Annotated in this window: 21 protein-coding genes; 8 read left to right on the top strand and 13 right to left on the bottom strand. The window is 63.5% G+C overall.

All coding sequences use genetic code 11. The features are described 5' to 3' along the window. Window positions 1–36 precede the first annotated feature (36 nt). Window positions 37–474, bottom strand: coding sequence for a hypothetical protein (locus ACRHIG_RS12840; RefSeq protein WP_475415263.1), 438 nt, complete (start codon window positions 472–474; stop codon window positions 37–39). An 81-nt stretch (window positions 475–555) separates the two neighbouring features. Between ACRHIG_RS12840 and ACRHIG_RS12835 the strand changes: the two genes are divergently transcribed. Beyond that, window positions 556–939, top strand: a complete 384-nt coding sequence (locus ACRHIG_RS12835; protein WP_489630798.1) for a MerR family transcriptional regulator — start codon at window positions 556–558, stop codon at window positions 937–939. A 108-nt stretch (window positions 940–1,047) separates the two neighbouring features. On the opposite strand, the gene ACRHIG_RS12830 is transcribed toward ACRHIG_RS12835, so the two are convergent. From ACRHIG_RS12830 to ACRHIG_RS12820, 3 genes are all read right to left on the bottom strand, one after another. Then, window positions 1,048–1,686: a choice-of-anchor C family protein gene (locus ACRHIG_RS12830; protein WP_489630382.1), complete on the bottom strand. Its 639-nt coding sequence runs from the start codon at window positions 1,684–1,686 to the stop codon at window positions 1,048–1,050. Window positions 1,687–1,852: 166 nt separating this feature from the next. After that, entirely contained in the window at window positions 1,853–2,347 is a 495-nt protein-coding gene (gene rraA / locus ACRHIG_RS12825) for a ribonuclease E activity regulator RraA (protein WP_475415261.1), read from the bottom strand. Between the two features lie 32 nt (window positions 2,348–2,379). Further along, the gene (locus ACRHIG_RS12820) at window positions 2,380–3,630 is read right to left on the bottom strand and encodes an MFS transporter (protein WP_489630381.1); all 1,251 of its coding nucleotides are present in this window, start codon (window positions 3,628–3,630) and stop codon (window positions 2,380–2,382) included. 100 nt (window positions 3,631–3,730) lie between these two features. On the opposite strand from ACRHIG_RS12820, the gene ACRHIG_RS12815 reads away from it, so the two are divergent. Then, entirely contained in the window at window positions 3,731–4,087 is a 357-nt protein-coding gene (locus tag ACRHIG_RS12815) for a cupin domain-containing protein (protein ID WP_489630380.1), read from the top strand. Next, window positions 3,997–4,530 (top strand): AraC family transcriptional regulator, encoded by a 534-nt coding sequence (locus tag ACRHIG_RS12810; protein ID WP_489630379.1) that lies wholly within the window; start codon window positions 3,997–3,999, stop codon window positions 4,528–4,530. The genes ACRHIG_RS12815 and ACRHIG_RS12810 overlap by 91 nt, the downstream gene beginning before the upstream one ends. An 81-nt stretch (window positions 4,531–4,611) precedes the next feature. Here ACRHIG_RS12810 and fliD read toward each other — a convergent pair whose 3' ends face one another. The 4 genes from fliD to alr all read right to left on the bottom strand — a co-directional run bounded on the left by fliD (window position 4,612) and on the right by alr (window position 9,219). After that, complete coding sequence (fliD, locus tag ACRHIG_RS12805; protein ID WP_475415258.1) at window positions 4,612–5,997, bottom strand: flagellar filament capping protein FliD; 1,386 nt, start codon at window positions 5,995–5,997, stop codon at window positions 4,612–4,614. Between the two features lie 228 nt (window positions 5,998–6,225). After that, on the bottom strand, window positions 6,226–6,546 hold the full coding sequence (locus tag ACRHIG_RS12800; protein WP_475415257.1) for a PilZ domain-containing protein: 321 nt from the start codon (window positions 6,544–6,546) through the stop codon (window positions 6,226–6,228). 131 nt (window positions 6,547–6,677) lie between these two features. After that, window positions 6,678–8,054, bottom strand: a complete 1,377-nt coding sequence (gene radA, locus ACRHIG_RS12795) for a DNA repair protein RadA (RefSeq protein WP_230540493.1) — start codon at window positions 8,052–8,054, stop codon at window positions 6,678–6,680. A gap of 73 nt (window positions 8,055–8,127) precedes the next feature. Beyond that, entirely contained in the window at window positions 8,128–9,219 is a 1,092-nt protein-coding gene (alr, locus tag ACRHIG_RS12790) for an alanine racemase (RefSeq protein WP_489630378.1), read from the bottom strand. 259 nt (window positions 9,220–9,478) lie between these two features. On the opposite strand from alr, the gene lplT reads away from it, so the two are divergent. Continuing rightward, on the top strand, window positions 9,479–10,741 hold the full coding sequence (gene lplT / locus ACRHIG_RS12785; RefSeq protein WP_489630377.1) for a lysophospholipid transporter LplT: 1,263 nt from the start codon (window positions 9,479–9,481) through the stop codon (window positions 10,739–10,741). Window positions 10,742–10,816: 75 nt separating this feature from the next. Here the strand turns inward: lplT and ACRHIG_RS12780 are convergent, their stop codons facing one another. Genes ACRHIG_RS12780 through tsaB form a run of 4 tightly spaced genes read right to left on the bottom strand, consistent with a single transcriptional unit; the run spans window position 10,817 to window position 13,857 of the window. After that, window positions 10,817–11,755 (bottom strand): DUF1853 family protein, encoded by a 939-nt coding sequence (locus ACRHIG_RS12780; RefSeq protein ID WP_489630376.1) that lies wholly within the window; start codon window positions 11,753–11,755, stop codon window positions 10,817–10,819. Beyond that, window positions 11,748–12,647, bottom strand: coding sequence for a uracil-DNA glycosylase (locus ACRHIG_RS12775; RefSeq protein WP_489630375.1), 900 nt, complete (start codon window positions 12,645–12,647; stop codon window positions 11,748–11,750). Before ACRHIG_RS12775 ends, ACRHIG_RS12780 begins: the two co-directional genes overlap by 8 nt. Continuing rightward, window positions 12,644–13,135: a ribosomal protein S18-alanine N-acetyltransferase gene (gene rimI, locus ACRHIG_RS12770; protein ID WP_489630374.1), complete on the bottom strand. Its 492-nt coding sequence runs from the start codon at window positions 13,133–13,135 to the stop codon at window positions 12,644–12,646. The genes ACRHIG_RS12775 and rimI overlap by 4 nt, the downstream gene beginning before the upstream one ends. After that, window positions 13,132–13,857 (bottom strand): tRNA (adenosine(37)-N6)-threonylcarbamoyltransferase complex dimerization subunit type 1 TsaB, encoded by a 726-nt coding sequence (gene tsaB / locus ACRHIG_RS12765; RefSeq protein ID WP_489630373.1) that lies wholly within the window; start codon window positions 13,855–13,857, stop codon window positions 13,132–13,134. Before tsaB ends, rimI begins: the two co-directional genes overlap by 4 nt. A 251-nt stretch (window positions 13,858–14,108) precedes the next feature. Here tsaB and dapC point away from each other — a divergent pair, with 251 nt between their 5' ends. The 4 genes from dapC (at window position 14,109) to ACRHIG_RS12745 (ending at window position 17,852) form a co-directional block, all read left to right on the top strand. Continuing rightward, window positions 14,109–15,338, top strand: a complete 1,230-nt coding sequence (gene dapC / locus ACRHIG_RS12760; protein WP_489630372.1) for a succinyldiaminopimelate transaminase — start codon at window positions 14,109–14,111, stop codon at window positions 15,336–15,338. Between the two features lie 17 nt (window positions 15,339–15,355). Then, on the top strand, window positions 15,356–16,183 hold the full coding sequence (gene dapD, locus ACRHIG_RS12755; RefSeq protein ID WP_070223998.1) for a 2,3,4,5-tetrahydropyridine-2,6-dicarboxylate N-succinyltransferase: 828 nt from the start codon (window positions 15,356–15,358) through the stop codon (window positions 16,181–16,183). A gap of 122 nt (window positions 16,184–16,305) precedes the next feature. Then, a complete protein-coding gene (locus tag ACRHIG_RS12750) occupies window positions 16,306–16,935 on the top strand; it encodes an FAD-dependent oxidoreductase (protein ID WP_489630371.1) in 630 nt (209 codons plus the stop codon). After that, the gene (locus ACRHIG_RS12745) at window positions 16,935–17,852 is read left to right on the top strand and encodes an FAD-dependent monooxygenase (RefSeq protein WP_489630370.1); all 918 of its coding nucleotides are present in this window, start codon (window positions 16,935–16,937) and stop codon (window positions 17,850–17,852) included. Before ACRHIG_RS12750 ends, ACRHIG_RS12745 begins: the two co-directional genes overlap by 1 nt. A 126-nt stretch (window positions 17,853–17,978) precedes the next feature. Here ACRHIG_RS12745 and ACRHIG_RS12740 read toward each other — a convergent pair whose 3' ends face one another. Further along, window positions 17,979–18,359, bottom strand: coding sequence for a hypothetical protein (locus ACRHIG_RS12740; protein WP_489630369.1), 381 nt, complete (start codon window positions 18,357–18,359; stop codon window positions 17,979–17,981). Between the last annotated feature and the right edge of the window lie 181 nt (window positions 18,360–18,540).

Genomic DNA, 18,540 nt, shown 5'->3' with positions numbered 1-18,540 from the left:
CACTGCGAGCACGGCCATTATTGCATTTCGTTATCGTCATCTCAACAGCGATTCGTGCGCGCGCCCTTCCCGCCCGACTCCGGCGCGGTGCAAGGGCAGGCTTTGCGCGAGGCCCCAGGCCAGTTCCGGCACGAGGAACAGCCACAGCAGGGGCTGGCCCGTCTCCAGCAGCGCCCACGCCATCCAGGTGGAAAACAGGTAGCGGGCCGCCGCGTCATAGCGGCCGAAGCGCGGCTGCGGATCGAGCATGCGCAGCACCGACCAGACCATCACCACGCTGCCAAACAAACTGCCGATGAGCACATGAAACGGTTCGAAGGCGGGCAACGGCACGCCGCCCAGCGACACATTGAGGGCGCTCAAGTGCTCGCGCAGCAGCAAAAACGTCCACGGCGTGGCAAACGGGGCCGTCATGAGCACATCATAAATGGCGCTGGCGCGCACCACGCGGCGGAAGGCGGAAACGGACAACATGGGAACTCCTGTCTATGAAAAGCGCCCATGTTCGAGCTTGGAGTACACTCCATGGTCAAGCATTTTATGAAAGAAAAAACCATGCAGATCGGCGAGATGGCGCAAGCGACGGGCTTGAGCCGCGATACCCTGCGCTTCTATGAAAAACGGGGCTTGCTGCGCGCGCGGCGCGGCGCGAATGGCTACCGCGATTATCCGCCCGAGGCGGCCGACTGGCTGCGCTACCTGCGCACGGCGCAGCAACTGGGCTTTACCCTGGCTGAAATCGAGGCCGACATGCCGCTGCTGGCGGCCGCCGGCGATCCCGCCACGGCGGACCTGCTGCGCGCGGCGCTGGCGCGCAAGCTGGGCGAAATCGATGCGCGCATCGATGGATTGACGCAGTTGCGCGGCGAACTGGTGCGGCGTATGGGGGCGGCAGCGGCGGCGTGTCCGTTGCGCGGCGATGGCGATGCGAATCCCTGAACTGCTGCCGTGGCTATTCCTGCTGGGCGCGGGCGGCGCGCAAGACCGCTGACGTAAAAAAACCGCCTGTGCATGGCAGCAGGCGGTTTGATGTCGGGCAACCCCGGCTTATTTGGCAGCCTTGCGGCGGCGCAGGAAACCCATCAGGCCCAGGCCGGCCAGCAGCATGGCGTAGGTTTCCGGTTCCGGCACGGCGCTCACGGACACGTTGTCGATGACGGCGCCCGAGTAGTTGTCGAATGGCGTGCCGGCCTTGGCGGCGCTGGCAAACGACAGGGTCGCCAGGCCCGTGGAAGCGGCCGTGAAGCTCAGCGTATTGCTGTACAAGGTGTTCGAGGCGGCAGCCGTCGAGTAGAAATTGCCGGCCACGCCACCGAAATTGACGCTCACGCCCTGGCCTGCGGGGCCGCCGGAATTGCGCGCCATGTCAAAGCTCAGGTTGTACGTCTGGCCGGCAACGACATTGAAATTTTGCGACAGGAAACCAGGACCAGGCGTGCCCAGCATATCGATGCTGTAACCATCGATGGCGTTATACGCATTGCGGATCAGGTCGACGGAACTGGCGCCCACGGTCCAGCCGGTGATGGCCGACGAACCGCTGTTGACGACCTGGAAGCCACTGGAAAACGTGGAACCGGGCGCAACCGTCTCGAAATTGCCGTTCGTGATCAGGTTGACGGGGCTGGCGCTGGCGGTGCCTGCGGCAAACAGGGCGACAACTGCTGCGATGGTGGCGATTTTCATGAGCTGATTTCCTTGTCTTATTGGCATTAAAGTTACCTTAAGTGAAATCATATCTCAGCCTTGATGAAAATCAAAGAACTTTACAGAAATATATTGAATGTGGATAATTTGTAACGTTTTCAGGCGCGCCGTGCGGCGCTGACAGCACGGCGCAGCCCTTGCGCCGTCAATCGAGTTGCTGCCGCGCCACCAGGACGCCGTCCGCATCGGCGTAGATCCAGTCGCCCGGATGCACGGCCACGCCGCTGAGCTGCACGCGCACGTCGCGCTGGCCCGCACCCGTCTTGCCGCTCTTGCGCGGATGCGTGGCCAGGGCGCGCACGCCGATCTGGCAGACATTGATTTCCTCGCTGTCGCGGATGCAGCCATCGACGACGATGCCGGCCCAGCCGTTGCTTTCGGCCAACACGCCCAGCTGGCCGCCCACCAGCGCGCGGCGCAGGCTGCCGCCCCCATCGATCACCAGCACGCGGCCCTGGCCCGGCGTTTCCAGGGTACTGCGCACGAGGGCATTGTCCTCGAACACTTGCAAGGTAGTGGCGGGACCGCTGAAACGCACGCGCTGGCCAAAGGCGCGGTACACGGGCGGCAACACGGCCAGGGTGCCCTCGTCGAGCATGGCCGCATAGTCGTCGCACAGGTCGGTGGTGGCAAAGTTCATGGGAACTCCTTTCGTGGCAGATGGCAACGATTCTATGCCTTTTGCAGCCCGGCGGCACGTGTTTTGCCGCCCACGCCCACGGCCGTGGCGATCGCCAGCGCCTGGAACAGGCCGATGAACACGAACAACAGGGCCGGATGGTCCCCATCCATCAGCGCGCCAAAGAACAGGGGGCCGACGGCCAGGCCGCTGTCGAGGCCCGAATACACGACGCCATACACGCGCCCGGTGGCATTCTTCGGCGCTGCCGCGCGTATCATCAGGTCGCGCGACGGTCCCGCCACGCCCGACGTCAGGCCGATGGCGCCCATCAGCACCACCGCGCCCCAGGCCGGCACGACGGCCATGGACAGCAGCACGGCCAGCAGGGCGGCGGCGGAAAAGGCGATCGCCACGTTGCGGTCCGGCTGCTTGCTGCGCGCGCCCACCACGCCGCCGGCCAGCATGCCCACGGCCGAGGCCAGCATATAGGCCGTGTAGGCGCTGGTGGCCAGCGCCAGGCTCATGCCATACAGCTTGACGAGGGCCACGCTGGCAAAGCTCTGGATGCCGCCCAGGGCGATGGCGGTGATGAAGAAGAAGGCAAAGCACATCCACACGGCCGGCAGGCGCAGGAAGTCCAGGGTGCCTTCGCCGCCGGCGATCTGGCCTGGGGCCGCCTTCCTGACCGGCTCGGGACGGATGGCGTGGCGGTTCAGGAACAGGACCAGCAGCACGCCGAACGGCAGCACGGCCGCGCATTGCAGCGCGATTCGCCAATCGTAATGGGTGGCGACATAGGTCATGAACAGCGGGGCCAGGGCCCAGCCGATGTTGCCGCTGATGCCATGCACGGAAAAGCCGTAGGCCACGCGGGCCGCCGAAACGCGCTGGTTGAGGATGGTATAGTCGGCCGGATGGAACACGCTGTTACCCATGCCTGCCAGCATGGCGCCCAGCATCAGCGCCGCATAGCTGTGCGCGGTGGACAGGGCCAGCGCCGACACGCCCAGCAGGAAAATGCCGGAAAACAGCACGGCGCGGGCGCCGAAGCGGTCGACGACGAAGCCGGCCAGCGCCTGCCCCACGCCCGAGATGATGAAGAACACCGTCATCAGCAGGCCCAGTTCCGCATACGAGAGGCCGAATGCGGGTTTCAACCAGACGAACAGAGCCGCGAGGATCAGGTGGTAGAAGTGCGACACGCCATGCGCCAGCCCCACCAGGGCGATGACGCGCGCATCGCTGCGCAAGGTGGGCGGTGACGGCGGTGGCAAGTCCCTTGCCGAGTTGGTTGTTATCATGTCATACCCTGTCTTATACTGGTGAAGCTCAAGTGTATGCAAAATACCATCGTCTGTTTTCCGACAGAACGACATAATTTATCGAATTAAGGCCAAGCTGATGGGTGTACCTATCCTCCACCATACCCGCATGTGTCCGCCGCGGGAAGCGCCCAGCGCGACCATCCCCGTGACGATGATCGCGCGCGACCTGCAACCCGATGAATTCTTGTTACCGCACAGCCACCCCTGGGGCCAGGTCACGATGGCGCTCGAAGGCGTGCTGCGCATCACCGCCAACAACAGCAGCTGGGTGCTGCCGCCGATGCGCGCCATCTGGATCGCGCCCAACGTGGAACATGCCGTCACGATACTGGAAAAACCCGCTTGCGCCCCCTGTGCATCCATGCCGCGCGCGCCCCGTTCGCGGGCCACGACTGCAAGGTGCTGGAAGTGTCGAACCTGCTGCGCCAGCTGATCATGGCGCTGGAACAGCTGGACCCGGGCCAGGAGCCGGCGCGCGAGGCCTTGCTGGCCGAACTGATCCTCGATGAATTGAAACGCTCGGCCACGCGCCCCATCCGCGTCCCCTTGCCCAGCGACAAGCGCCTGAAGACCCTGTGCGACAGCCTGATCGAGAAGCCGGGTTCGAACCAGACCCTGGAACACTGGGCGCAGCTGGTCGGCGCCTCGGAGCGTACCCTGGCGCGGCTGTTCGAACGGGAATTGGGCATGAGTTTTGGCCAGTGGCGCCAGCAGGTGCGCCTGGCGCACGCGGCGCCCCTGATCGCGCGCGGCGTGCCGCTGTCGCAGGTGGCCGAAGAACTGGGCTACGCCAGCCAGTCAGCCTTTTCCGCCATGTTCAAGAAGACCTTCGGCAGTTCACCGTCGGCCTTCTTTGCCCAGGGCGACAGACTATAGCCAGCTGGCAGGCGCGCCGCTGCAGCGGGCAAGGCAAGGCGCAGCCGCCCCGCCCCGCGCGGCGGATGGGCGGCTGCGGGCTTACGCCATGAAGTCGAACAGGGAATTCTTGCCCGTATAACCGGGAAGGGCCGAGTTCGTCCCCATCTGTTCCTGGGCCGAATACGCCTTCACCAGGGCCTGCGCCTGGGCCGTCAGCGCCTTGGCCAGCACGGCTTTCTTGTTGGTCAGGGTGGTGATCTCCTTGCCGACCGTCTGCACTTCCTTGCGGATGATGCTCGTTTCGCCCGTCAGCTCGCCGATCTTGCTGGCGAACTGGTCCGCCACGCCCTTGCCGTTATTGGTAAACATCTTGCTGACGGCGTCCGGATCGGCCGCGATGGCCGCCTTGAGCTTCTTGTCGTCGAGCACCAGCTCGCCGCTCTTGCCCAGGGTCACGCCCGCACTGCCCAGCACCGACGATGGCACGCCCGTGCTGGCCGTGCGCAACACTTGCTCCATCTGCGAGCGCACCTGACCCAGGGCCGTGTCGGATTTCAAATCGCCCTGCTGCAGGCTCTGCAGCTTGCTGTTGAGCTCATTGTAGGCCGTGACGAAACTGGCCACGTTGGTGGCGATCTGGCTGCTGTCCTTGGCGATGACGAGATCCGTCGTGCCCTTTTTCTTCAATTCGATGGTGGCGCCCTCGACGGCCGTCGTCAGGGTATTCGTGGCGCTCTTGATGTCCTTGCCGTCGACGGTCAGCAGCGCGTCCTGCGCGGCGGCCGTCTGCTGCATGCCCTTGCCGGCGCCAGGCGCATAGCTGAGCAGATTGCTGACGGCAGCGTCGCCGGACACGCTGATGCGCATGCTGCTGTCGGCGCCGCTCTTGCCATTGATGGCCAGCGAATAGCCGTCGGCGCCCTTCACCACGCTGGCGTCGATGCCCTGCTGCTTCAGCGCGGCGGCGATGCCGTCGAGGCTATTGTTGCTGCTGTCGATGGTCACCGCAATGATCTTGCCGCTGCCGGGCGTAAATTGCTTGCCGTCGGCCGTGCCCACCTCGATCTTGACCAGCGCCGGCGCGCCCGTGCCGATGGCCGCGCTCGAGGATTTCTGCGCGCCGCTGAGCAGGGTCTGTCCCTGCGCCAGTTGCTTGACGTTCAATTCATGGCTGCCGCTGACGGCCTTGTCGGTGGTGGTGGCGCTCAGCACGTCCTTGGCGCTCGACGTGGCCGACGTGGCCAGGCCGCTGCCGGCCATGTTCTTGGCCACGGTCTGGAATTTCGCCAGCGCCGATTGAAGCTGGCCCAGGCCCGAGAACTTGGCCTGGTCGCGCGCCAGGCTGGCATTGAGCTTGACGACGCCCGTATTCTGCGACTGCATCTGACGCTCCACCTTCGCATACACATCGGCCGAAATATTGCCCTGCGTCGTCTGCTGCGTGTTGTTGGTGTAAGCCCTGCTGTTGATGGTCGAATTAAACATGGTAGGCGTTCCCGTCGGGTGTATGGTCATGGCACACGGTTCAGGTCGTGACCGTGCTGCGCTGAAACGGACGGCAGGCGCGCGTGGCGCGGCGGCGTCCCTCTTCTGGTTGATAATTATGCAGTATTACCGGAATATCAAAACAGCGAACAGAACAGGTTTTTCCTGACTGCAAACCCATATGCACCATGTTAGCGCATTTCACCGGCAGCACTTTCCGGACGCGACTCAGCGCATGAATTTCGAAATGGCGCTGCTGACGGCCATGTCCAGCTGCAGGAAAGTGAGTCCCACCTTGAAACCTGCACTGCTGAAAATACAGTGCGAGACGGACGCGCGCGCCTCAATGATGTGCGCCGAGCCGTCGTAAAACAACTCGAACAGCACCTTGCCCTGCTTGCCTGTCGGCACCGGTTCCGCGATGACGGCCGACATGCCGCCCGGCCCCACATCGAGGGTGCGCGCCGCCACGGGACCCGCGCCATCCATAACCAACATTGCCTTGGCACGCAATATCTTGCGTGCGCCCTGCCTTTGCTCAACTGACACTGTATTCCGCTTCTCTATCAATTCATTGTCGACGCGAACTCGCTGCGCGAATCCATCGGACAAATATTATAGTTCTAAACGGAAATTTAGTTTGACTTGTCTCAAGCTTGGCATTTAAACCATACCAACTCTTACTCCAGGTCGCGCAATTTATTAAATGCTTCGTCGATGCGCTCCACGCCGATGACCTTGAGGCCTTCGATGACCTGCTTCGGCAGGTTGGACTTGGGCACCACGGCCAGGGTAAAGCCCAGCTTGGCCGCTTCGCGCAAGCGCTCCTGGCCCCGTGGCGCGGGGCGGATTTCACCGGCCAGCCCCACTTCGCCAAACACCACGAGTCCGCGCGGCAAGGGCTTGTTGCGCATCGACGAGTTAATCGCCAGCAACACGGCCAGGTCGGCCGCCGGTTCCGTAATTTTGACGCCGCCGACGGCATTGATGAAGACGTCCTGGTCGAAGGCGGCGATGCCCGCATGGCGGTGCGCCACGGCCAGCAGCATGGCCAGGCGGTTCTGCTCCAGGCCGACGGACAGCCGGCGCGCATTCGGCAGGTGGCTGGTGTCGACGAGAGCCTGGATTTCCACCAGCAGGGGACGCGTGCCCTCCTGCGTCACCATCACGCACGAGCCGGGCACTTGATTATCGTGCTGCGACAGGAACAGCGCCGACGGGTTCGACACCCCCTTCAAGCCCTTTTCCGTCATGGCGAACACGCCCAGTTCGTTGACGGCGCCGAAACGGTTCTTGATGGCGCGCACGAGGCGGAAACTGGAATGGGCGTCGCCCTCGAAATACAGCACCGTGTCGACGATGTGCTCGAGCACGCGGGGGCCGGCCAGCGCGCCCTCTTTCGTCACGTGGCCCACCAGGATGATGGTCACGCCCGTCTGCTTGGCCGCCCGCGTCAGCTGCGCCGCGCATTCGCGCACTTGCGCCACGGAACCGGGCGCCGAGCTGAGGGCGTCCGAATACACGGTCTGGATCGAGTCGATGACCACCACTTCCGGTTTTAAATCGGCCAGCGTGGCGAGAATCTTCTCAAGTTGGATCTCGGCCTGCAATTTGAGTTCCTTGGCGTCGATGACGAGGCGCTTGGCGCGCAGGGCGATCTGCGCGCCGGACTCTTCGCCGCTGACGTACAGCACCCGCTTGTGGTGCGACATGTTCGCCAGCGCCTGCAGCAGCAGGGTCGACTTGCCGATGCCGGGATCGCCGCCGATCAGCACGACGCCGCCCGCCACCATGCCGCCGCCCAGCACGCGGTCGAATTCCTCGATGCCCGTGCCGAAGCGGGGCACGTCGATGGCGTCGATATCGTCGAGCGACAGCACGGGCGCCGTCTGCGCCAGCGACATGTGCTGCGGGTTCGAATAGCGGTTGTTGCCGCCCGTCTCGGGCAGGGTTTCCACCATGGTATTCCACTGGTTGCACGAGGTGCATTGCCCCATCCATTTGTTGCTGATGGCGCCGCAATCGCTGCAGGTGTAGATGGTCTTGACTTTTGCCATGGTGTGCTTTGCCCGGGTAAGATGAAACAGCTGGTTATATATACAGTATATACAAACCGCGCTTGCGCGTCACCTACGCTTCGCTCACCGGAACGCGCGGCGCCAGCGCGCACATCAGCTCGTAGCCGATGGTGCCGGCGGCCAGGGCCACCTCGTCGATCGGCATGCCCTGACCCCATAAAGTGACGGCACTGCCGACCTTTGCGCCAGGCACGTGGGTCAGGTCGACCATCAGCATGTCCATCGACACCCTGCCGATCAGCCCCGTGCGCACGCCGTCGACCAGCACGGGCGTGCCTTCGGGCGCGTGGCGCGGGTAGCCGTCCGCATAGCCGCACGCCACCACGCCAACCTTGACGTTGCCGGCCGCCTCATAGCGGCTGCCGTAGCCGACCACTTCGCCGGCGGCGATATCCTGGATGCCGATGATGCTGCTGCGCAAGGTCATGGTGGGCAGCAAGCCGAAGTCCTGCGCGGACGTGCCGCCGGGAGCACCGCTGGGCGTGCCGCCATACAGCATGATGCCGGGGCGCACCCAGTCGCTGTCCAGATGGTGCATCAGCACGCCGGCCGAATTGCACAGGCTGCGCGGCAGCGGCGTACCGATGCTGGACGCGCCCGCCTCAAAACGCAGCATCTGCTGGGCCAAAGGCAGGCGTGTGGGTCCCGCCTCGTCCGCATTGGCGAAATGCGTCATCAGGGTAATCGTGCCGATATGCGGCATGGCGCGCAGGCGCGCATACGCGGCGGCGATGGCGTGCGGCATGAAGCCCAGGCGGTTCATGCCCGTATTCATTTTCAGGTGCACGTCAATGGCGTGCGGCAGGCGGGCCGCTGCCAGCATGGCGATCTGTTCCTCGCAATGCACGCTGCCGTTCAAGCCATATTGGGCCATGAGCGGCAAATCGCTGGCATCGAAAAATCCTTCCAGCAGCAGGATGGGCTTGCTCCAGCCCAGTTCGCGCAAGCGCACGGCGTAATCGACCTCGACCAGCGCCAGACCATCGGCCTCGGCAAAGCCCCGCATGGCCCGTTCCAGGCCATGGCCATAGGCATTTGCCTTGACGACGGCCCACACCTTGGCGCCGCGGGCAGCGGCACGGGCACGCGCCAGATTGTGTTGCATGGCATCGAGATGGATGGTGGCGAGGAGTGGCCTGGGCATAAGCGTGACACACGGCAAGTGGGAAAGCCGTATTTTACCGGATGGGCCGCAAGCGGGGACCGCAAGCTGGTCCGCCGGCGAGCACCAGACCGGCGTCCAGGACACCATGTACAAAATGCTCACATGTGATGTATTTTTCTACGGCAGATTAATTAAGCTTCGCTTAGGCAAGACTATGCAAAGCGGCCCCGTCCAAACTTGGGGTTTGCCGTTTTTTCGTGGTATAAAGCAAGCCAGATATGATTTCAGGCATTCCAGAATGAATCGTGGTTTTTATACCATCATGGCGGCGCAGTTCTTTTCCTCGCTGGCCGATAACGCCCTCTTTTTTGTCGCCGTCGATTTATTGGTGTCCATGAAATCCCCGGCGTGGATCACGCCGCTACTCAAATTATCGTTCGTCTTGTTTTACGTGCTGTTGGCCGCTTTTGTCGGCGCTTTCGCGGATGCTTTGCCGAAAGGCAAGGTCATGTTCATCGCCAACATGGTCAAGATCTTCGGCTGCGCCCTCGTCTTCTTCCATGTACACCCTCTGCTGGCCTACGCCGTCGTCGGTTTCGGCGCGGCCGTGTATTCGCCCGCCAAGTACGGCATCCTGACGGAACTGCTGCCGCCGGAAAAGCTCGTGGCGGCGAACGGCTGGATCGAAGGCTTGACCGTCACCTCCATCATCCTCGGCACCGTCATGGGCGGCGCGCTCGTCAGCGGCCACGTGTCCGACCTGCTGCTGTCCTTCGACTTCCCCCTGATCGACACGGGCATCACCAACAAGACGGAAGCGGCCCTGTGCGTGGTGGTCGGCATCTATGCGCTGGCAACCCTGGCCAACCTGAAGATTCCAGACACGGGCTGCGTGTATCCGCACCAGGAGCGCAATCCTATCAAACTGATCACCGATTTTGCCAATTGCTATTCCATCCTGTGGAAAGACAAGCTGGGCCAGATCACCCTGGCCGTGACGACCCTGTTCTGGGGCGCTGGCGCCACCTTGCAGCTGATCGTGCTGGAGTGGGCCAAGCAATCGCTGAACATGCCGTTCGACAAGGCGACCAGCCTGGTGGGCGTGGTCGCCATCGGCGTGGCGGCCGGCGCCGTGCTGTCGGCGCGCTTTATTCCGCTACGCAAGTCGCTGACCGTCATTCCGCTCGGCATCGCCATGGGCGTGATCGTCATGATGATGACGCAAGTGCACTCCGTATGGATCGCCTACCCGCTGCTGATCCTGATCGGCGCCCTGTCCGGCTTCTTCGTCGTGCCCATGAATGCCCTGCTGCAACATCGCGGCCACGTCCTGATGAGCGCGGGCCATTCTATCGCCGTGCAGAACTTCAACGAGAACCTGTCGATTCTCACCATGCTGGCCGTGTATTCGATCATGATCCGTTTGCACCTGCCACTCAATATCATCATCACCCTGTTCGGCTTGTTCGTCGCCGGCACCATGTACGCCATCATGCGCAAGCACAAGCTGAACCAGGCCGAGCATGACAACTTGTCATTGATTGGCGAGCAGAAGCATTAAGCAATGTGGCGTCGGATTACGCGCTATGCGCTAATCCGACCTACATGACTCCGGCGTTACGGCTGTGGTTCATGGTTACGCAGGTAGCGCACCTGCTATCCGCCGCGCGGCAGCCTGCTCCGTCCAGTCATGCGGCACGACAAAACCGCGCGTGCGCTCCACTTCCCAGCCTTCGATAGTATCCACCGTGGCCACCATCACCGGTTGCGCCAGATCAAACAACTGCGCGCGCAAGGCTTCCACATCCAGCACTGCCACCCCGCACCCCTTGAACGGCGCCAGCCATTGCAGGCGCGGCAGCACGATATAACGCTGTTCCGGCAATTGTGCCGGCGTGCACCAGAAGCCGTGACCGTGTGCAGGGGAAATGCCGTCCATGCCGGGCGCCGTGCCGAGGGCGTAAAACAGCCAGCCCTTGACGAGCGCCTGCGCCGCGCGCACGGGCTGCGCCAGCAGGCTTTGCGCGGCCGGATGGCGGGACAGGGCCAGTTGCTTGTCGAGAATCTTGCGCATCTTCAAGCCCAGGGTGTCGGCCAGATTCGGGCCGATCAAGTGGTTGAAGACGCCGGGATCGGGCGTGCCTTCGAGCAGGTAGAACTTGGTGGCGAATTCCCAGTGCAGCAATTCACTGTCGTCATGCAGCAGGAAATCGAATTCGCCGACCGTGTCGTTGCGGTTGACCTGCACCTGCAGGCCATGCGCAGCCAGCACGCCGTGTTGCTCAAAATAAAAGGCCAGCAGCTTTTCAGCATACAGGCCCAGGCGGGAATAGAATTTCGACCCCAGCGCCGCATCGAGCGGCGATGGGTCATCCTGCAGCACCCCCAGCCAGGCGGCCACGGCAGGCGTAACGGGAGGCAAGCTGGCGATGCGCCCACCCCAGTGGGGGCTGGACGGGTCCAGCAAGTCGGGCGAGTCGAGCAGCCAGGCCAGCGCCCGCACGCGGGGGTGCGTCAGATGGCCCCAACGGCGTTCGAAGCGGGCCTGGAAAGTAGCGACGGCCGTATCAACCACCGTGCGTGCTTTTCGCCAGGCACAGGTCGGCCCAGGCGCGCGCCTTGGCCTTGCCCGTCTCGTCCTGCAACAGCATTTCCGGATGGAAGGTGGCGATCAGCGAGGCATTGCCCAGCTGGCGCACCTTGCCGCGCACGGGCTTTTCGCCGGGATGGATGCCGGCGGCGGCCATCGAGCCGAGCGTCAAAATAGTGCGCGGCTGCAGCAGAGCCAGTTCGCGGTCAAAATACGGGCGGCAGGCGGCGGACTCGGCCTCAGTGGGCAAGCGTTCCTGGCCCGCCGCGTCGAGCGGACGGCATTTCAGCAAGTGCGTGATGTACACGTCGCTGGCCGCGTCAACGGCGATGGCTTTCAACATATTGTCGAGCAACTTGCCCTGCTCGCCCGGCAAGGCGCGCCCTTCGCGCTCTTCCAGCCGGGACGGGCTGCTGGCCAGCATCAGCCAAGCACCCTGGCGGTCGCCACGGCCCATGACGACGCCCTTGCGCGTCTTGCACAAGTCGCAGCGCGCGCATTTGGACACGGCGGCCGCCAAGCCATCCCAGTCGAGGGCGGCGATGTCCGTATCGCTGAGCTGTCTGGCGGGCGGCGGCGGAGGCGCATCGTCGAACCAGGCCGTATCGTCGGGCGCGGCGGCAGGCACTGGCGTAGCGGCAACGGCGACGGGCGCTTCGGCCCGCACCTCGGCGGCAACTTCGACGACGACCGCAGCGGCCACCTCGGCAACCACCTCGATCACGGCTTCAGCGGCTTCGGCCACGGTTGGCGCCAAAGCGGTTTCCATCTCCACGGGAGCTTCAAGAGCTTCAATAGCCTCGGGGGCAACACCCTGGCGCAGGCGCCACAACGGCCCCACGCCCATTTCATCGAGGAAAACGGCGCTGCGGCTCATAAGGTATAACGCATGACGATGGCGTCCTCACGTTGCGAATTGGCCGCCGGATAATATCCCTTGCGGCGGCCTATCTGTTCAAATCCATAGCGCTGGTAAATATCGAGCGCGCGCGTATTCGACGGGCGCACTTCCAGCAGCATCGATTCCATGCCCAGCTGGCGCGCGCAGGCGCAGGACTGGTTCAGCAGGAAGCGGCCCAGCCCCTGCCCCTGGATGGCGCCCTCGACGGCCACGTTCAGCAAATGCGCTTCGTCGACGACCAGCATCAGCAAGAAGTAGCCGAGCAAGGTGCCATCCACGTCGCGCAGCACCCAGGCCGGGTAGCCGCTGTTGAGGGAATCGACGAAGTTGCCGTGCGTCCAGGGATGCGGATACACGCGCTGCTCCAGCGCCAGCACCTCAATCAAGTCCGCTTCGACCATCGGCTGATAGTCGAGGCGCAGCAAGTCCCAGCCGGCAGCATTGTCCTGGCCCTCCACGCTCATTGCGCGGACTCCGCGGCGGCTTTGGCCTGTTGCATGTCGAGGCGCTCGGCACTGGTATACGCGATCTTGTTGCGCAAATACAAAGGCTGCGCCTCGGCCGCCGTCACGCACCGGCCGGCCGCAAAGGCGATGCGCGCCAGCTGCGCCACCTGCACGGCGTGCGGCATGATGACGGCATCGGCCGTGGCGGTGCACGGCAACGCAGCCAGCGCCTCGGCATAGGCGCCAAAGCCGTTGCCGCAGCCGGCCACGTCGCCTTGCGGCGCCACGCCGCTCGGCGCGCTCAGGGCCGGTGGCGAAACGATCCGCAAGCCATCCTGGTAATCATATTGCGCCCAGTACACTTCGCCCATGCGGGCGTCGAGCACGGTCACGATGTGCTGTGCGCCATGCTGCTGGTGGCATGCGAGGGCCATGGCGTCGAGCGTGACGACGGGCACGACGGGCAGCTTGGCGCCGTAGGCCAGGCCCTGCGCGATGCCGCAGGCCGTGCGCACGCCCGTAAACGAGCCGGGGCCGGAGCCATAGGCGATGGCATCCACGTCGGCCAGGGTCACGCCCGCTTCCGCCAGCAATTCCTGCACCATGGGCAAGATCGACTGGGAATGGGTGCGCACGCCCGACGAGGCACGGGACAGGACGACATCGCCGCGCAGCAAGGCGCAGGAGGCGAGTTCGGACGAAGTTTCAATGGCAAGCAAGGTGGGAAGTAAGATAGGCATGCCGTATTTTACCTTGCCGCGCCATGGCGCGGCACTCCCCGCTGCGGCCTGCCCGGAGCAGACGGGCAGCGGTCAAGCTGACGCGGCTTGCACAGCGGCCCCGCGAGGACGGCTATAATAAAAGACGCAGCCTATTATTTGACCGGCATCAAGTCTGCCGCGCCAAGCAATCGTTCAGCCATGACTAAGCAACACTACTAAGCTACATCGCTCAGCAACATCGTCTTTCCACTCTTGCCCTGGTCCGTTCCGTGAATCCACTTCTTGCTAAACTGCAACCATATCCATTCGAAAAGCTGCGTCAACTGTTTGCCGGCGTGACGGTCAATCCCGAGTATGCGCCCATCAGCCTGGGCATGGGCGAACCCAAGCACCCGACGCCGGCCTTCATCGAGCAGGCGCTGGTCGACAATATCCACGGCCTGGCCAGCTATCCGACCACCATCGGTTCGGAAGCCTTGCGCAGCGCGATTGCCAGCTGGCTGGAGCGCCGCTACGGCATCCCCAAGCTCAATCCTGCCACGCAAATCCTGCCCGTGAACGGTTCGCGCGAAGCGCTGTTTGCGCTGGCGCAAACGGTGATCGATCCGTCGGCCGGTTCGCTCGTGATCAGCCCGAATCCGTTTTACCAGATCTATGAAGGCGCGGCCTACCTGGCCGGCGCCGAACCGTATTTCGTCAATTCCGACCCCACGCGCAATTTCGGCTGCGATTACGACAGCGTACCGGCCAGCGTGTGGGAAAAGGTCAAGCTGCTGTTCCTGTGTTCACCGGGCAACCCGACGGGCGCCGTGCTCACCCTGACGGACTGGGAACACCTGTTCGCCCTGTCCGAGCGCTACGACTTCGTCATCGCCGCCGACGAGTGCTATTCCGAGATCTACCACGGCGACACGCCTCCGCTGGGCGCGCTGCAGGCGGCGCACATGCTGGGCCTGTCCACGATCGAGCGCCCGTATGCGCGCCTGGTGGTGTTTTCCAGCCTGTCGAAGCGCTCGAACGTGCCGGGCATGCGCTCGGGCTTCGTCGCCGGCGACGCGGAAGTACTGAAAAAATTCCTGCTCTACCGAACCTACCACGGCGGCGCCATGAGCCCCGCCGTGCAGGCGGCCTCCGTCGCGGCCTGGAACGACGAAACCCATGTCGAGGAAAATCGCGCCAAGTACCGCGCCAAGTTCGACGCCATCACGCCGCTGCTGCAATCGGTGATGGACGTGCAATTGCCGGACGCCGGTTTCTACCTGTGGGCCGACGTCAGCCGCACGGGACTGTCCGACACCGAATTCGCGCAACGCCTGTACGCCGAATATAATGTCACGGTATTGCCTGGCAGCTACCTGGCGCGCGACGCGCACGGCATCAATCCGGGCCGCAACCGCATCCGCATGGCCCTGGTGGCCGAAACGGCCGAAGGGCTGGAAGCGGCCTTGCGCATAGTAAAATTCTGCCAGCAGCTTTCCGCATCCGCATCAACCAACTAAATGAACAAGACATCATCATGAGCCAACAACTGCAAACCATCATCGACCAGGCCTGGGAAAACCGCGCCGAGATCAATCCGCGCAACGGCACGGCCGAACTGCGCGACGCCGTCTCCCACGTCATCAATGGCCTGGACAACGGCAGCATCCGCGTGGCGGAAAAAACCTCGGGCGACTGGGTCGTCAACCAGTGGGTCAAGAAAGCCGTGCTGCTGTCGTTCCGCCTGGAAGACAACGTGGTCCTGCCATCGGACGGCACGATGCAGTTCTACGACAAGGTGCCGACCAAGTTCGCCAACTACACGGCCGAAGACTTCGCCAAGGGCGGTTTCCGCGTGGTGCCGCCTGCCGTCGCCCGCCGTGGCAGCTTCATCGCCAAGAACGTCGTGCTGATGCCGTCCTACGTCAACATCGGCGCCTACGTCGATGAAGGCGCCATGGTCGACACCTGGGCCACCGTCGGTTCCTGCGCGCAGATCGGCAAGAACGTCCACCTGTCCGGCGGCGTCGGCATCGGCGGCGTGCTGGAACCGATGCAAGCGAACCCGACCATCATCGAAGACAATTGCTTCATCGGCGCCCGTTCGGAAATCGTCGAAGGCGTCATCGTCGAGGAAAATTCCGTCATCTCGATGGGCGTGTACATCGGTCAGTCGACCAAGATCTACGACCGCGCCACGGGCGAAGTAACCTACGGCCGCGTGCCAGCCGGCTCCGTCGTGGTCTCGGGCAACCTGCCTTCGGAAGACGGCAAGTACTCGCTGTACTGCGCCGTGATCGTCAAGCGCGTGGATGCAAAAACCCGCGCGAAAACGGGCATCAACGAGTTGCTGCGCGGTATTTAATTAATGCGCCGCAAGGCGCACGCAGCACCCTGAATGTCCCGCTCCGGCGGGACATTTTTATTTCCGACTAGCAACTTCAATCGTCCCGCTGTCCTGTTCCATCCTGTCCTATACTGGATGGCATGAATACTCCTCCCGTATTGATCGTCGGCGCCGGTCCTACCGGCCTCATGCTTGCCTTGCGCCTCGCGCGCCATGGTGTCGATTGCCGCATCATCGATAAAAACAGCGGCCCCGGGCAGGCGTCGCGGGCCATGGCCGTGCATGCGCGCACCCTGGAGTTTTACCAGCAACTGGGCTTTGCCGACGAACTGGTGCACCTGGGCATCAAGATCAATGCCATGCACATCCACGAAGGCGGCGAGGAGCTGGTAAAACTGGCGCTGGGCGAGATCGGCGAAGGGCTGAGCCCCTATCCTTTCGTGCTGAGCCTGCCCCAGGACGAGCATGAACGCTTTCTGATCAGCAAGCTGGCGGCGGCCGGCGTGCACGTGGAATGGAACGTCACGCTGGACCTATGGACGCAGGACGATAGCGAAGTGCAAGCCATCCTGCTCCACAATGGCGAACGCCAATATTGCACGTTTGACTATATCTGCGGCTGCGACGGCGCCCGCAGCAAGGTACGCGAGATCGCCGGCTTCGCGTTCTCGGGCGGCACCTACGACCACCTGTACTACGTGGCCGATGCGCAAGTGGCCGGCAACAACACGGATTTGCACGCCCACCTGGGCGCGAACTCTTTGCGCTGATGTTGCCCGTGCGCACCAGCGGCATGCAGCGCCTGATCGGCATCCTGCCCGACCGCCCCGACGGCGCGCCGGCACCCGTCTTCGACGACGTGCGTAGCGACGTGGAAACCCTGCTGGGCATCCACGTCGAACACGTGAACTGGTTTTCCACCTATAAAGTCCATCACCGGGTGGCGGCGCAATTCCGCGCCCGGCGCTGCTTCATCCTCGGCGACGCGGCCCACTTGCACAGCCCCGTGGGCGGCCAGGGCATGAACACGGGCCTGGGCGACGCCGTCAACCTGGCGTGGAAACTGGCGCAAAAGCTGCACGGCCAAAGCAACGATGCCCTGCTCGACACCTATGAAAGCGAGCGCATCGTGTTTGCCCGCAAGCTCGTCGCCACCACCGACCGCGCCTTCCAGGCCATCGTCGCGCAGGGCATGGCCGGGCAATTCCTGCGGCGCTGGCTGGTGCCGCACGCGCTGCCCTTCCTGTCCGGCTTCGCGCGGGCGCGCCGCTTGCTGTTCAAGACCGTGTCGCAAATCGAGATCAGCTATGAAGACAGCGCCCTCTCCACCGGCCATGCGGAATACCTTCGCGGCGGCGACCGCCTACCCTGGTTCTCGGACGGCACGCAAGACAATTTTATCGCCCTGCGCAGCATGGATTGGCAATTGCATATCTATGGCGAACCGGCGCCGGAACTGCTGGACGAAGCGCGCGTGCTGAAACTGCCCGTGCATTGCTATACCTATAACGTGGCCGCCAAGCTGGCCGGCCTGGGCCGCGACGCGGCCTACCTCGTGCGCCCCGACGGCCACATCGCGCTGGCCCTGCACCTGCAGGAAAGCGGCGCCCTGCGCGCCCTGGCCTTGCGGCTGGGCCTGCATTTCGGTCCTGCCGAACCGGGCAAGGCGGCGCCACGGCCCGTGTAGTCCGCTGCACTCAAGGTTTGTGCTGCATCAACGCGTTGAAATTAATTTACTTGCTTTGTTTGCTTTGTTTGACTTCGTGTCCTATGCTGAAACATGCATTGCAAGGAGTTGGCCATGTCAAACACATCAAACACACGTCGCCCTGCCGGCAATGGCGACACCGGCACAATTGGTGAGGCAGCTACCGAAGCCGCCCATGCGCCAGCCGCGCCCTCGCTGGCCAGGCAGCTGGCCGATACGCTGGCCGCCAGCGCCACCGGCTTGCGCTTCAACATTGCGCAAGACACTTTCCAGGAAGCCTATGCATCGCTGCTGGACGCCGTGCCGCACGACGACCGGCCCGCGCTGCTGGCGCAAATGCGGCGCGATCTCGATATCGTGGCCGAGCGCGAACTGAACCTGGCTTCCGTCCTCGACATTCAGGCAGGCCACGTCAGCACCCGGCAATTCATGCGCGGCCTGGAAGAACAGGAACGGCAGCAGCGTGAAAAAGACGTGGCCTCGCACAGCTTGCTATCCGGCCCCGAATTGCGCGCCCGGCTGGCAGTCACGCCGCAGGCAATCAGTGCGGCAATGAAAGCCAGGCGCCTGTTCGCCTTGCGCGGCGCCTCCGGCGAATATGTTTACCCGCATTTTTCGCCGATCCCCGCCACGACCGCCACACCCTGGAAAAAGTCAGCAAAATTCT

The sequence above is a fragment of the Janthinobacterium sp. C22 genome (assembly GCF_057919405.1).
The sequence above is the reverse complement of the archived record's forward strand: the minus strand, read 5'-3'. Positions and strand labels throughout refer to the sequence as shown.

Coding starts and splice junctions, on each gene's coding strand:
- ACRHIG_RS12745 (WP_489630370.1), top strand. CDS start 16,935: ATGTTGCCCGTGCGCACCAGCGGCATGCAGCGCCTGATCGGCATCCTG.
- dapD (WP_070223998.1), top strand. CDS start 15,356: ATGAGCCAACAACTGCAAACCATCATCGACCAGGCCTGGGAAAACCGC.
- ACRHIG_RS12830 (WP_489630382.1), bottom strand. CDS start 1,686: ATGAAAATCGCCACCATCGCAGCAGTTGTCGCCCTGTTTGCCGCAGGC.
- radA (WP_230540493.1), bottom strand. CDS start 8,054: ATGGCAAAAGTCAAGACCATCTACACCTGCAGCGATTGCGGCGCCATC.
- lplT (WP_489630377.1), top strand. CDS start 9,479: ATGAATCGTGGTTTTTATACCATCATGGCGGCGCAGTTCTTTTCCTCG.
- fliD (WP_475415258.1), bottom strand. CDS start 5,997: ATGTTTAATTCGACCATCAACAGCAGGGCTTACACCAACAACACGCAG.
- ACRHIG_RS12750 (WP_489630371.1), top strand. CDS start 16,306: ATGAATACTCCTCCCGTATTGATCGTCGGCGCCGGTCCTACCGGCCTC.
- rimI (WP_489630374.1), bottom strand. CDS start 13,135: ATGAGCGTGGAGGGCCAGGACAATGCTGCCGGCTGGGACTTGCTGCGC.
- ACRHIG_RS12835 (WP_489630798.1), top strand. CDS start 556: ATGCAGATCGGCGAGATGGCGCAAGCGACGGGCTTGAGCCGCGATACC.
- alr (WP_489630378.1), bottom strand. CDS start 9,219: ATGCCCAGGCCACTCCTCGCCACCATCCATCTCGATGCCATGCAACAC.
- ACRHIG_RS12820 (WP_489630381.1), bottom strand. CDS start 3,630: ATGATAACAACCAACTCGGCAAGGGACTTGCCACCGCCGTCACCGCCC.
- rraA (WP_475415261.1), bottom strand. CDS start 2,347: ATGAACTTTGCCACCACCGACCTGTGCGACGACTATGCGGCCATGCTC.
- ACRHIG_RS12840 (WP_475415263.1), bottom strand. CDS start 474: ATGTTGTCCGTTTCCGCCTTCCGCCGCGTGGTGCGCGCCAGCGCCATT.
- ACRHIG_RS12815 (WP_489630380.1), top strand. CDS start 3,731: ATGGGTGTACCTATCCTCCACCATACCCGCATGTGTCCGCCGCGGGAA.
- tsaB (WP_489630373.1), bottom strand. CDS start 13,857: ATGCCTATCTTACTTCCCACCTTGCTTGCCATTGAAACTTCGTCCGAA.
- ACRHIG_RS12775 (WP_489630375.1), bottom strand. CDS start 12,647: ATGAGCCGCAGCGCCGTTTTCCTCGATGAAATGGGCGTGGGGCCGTTG.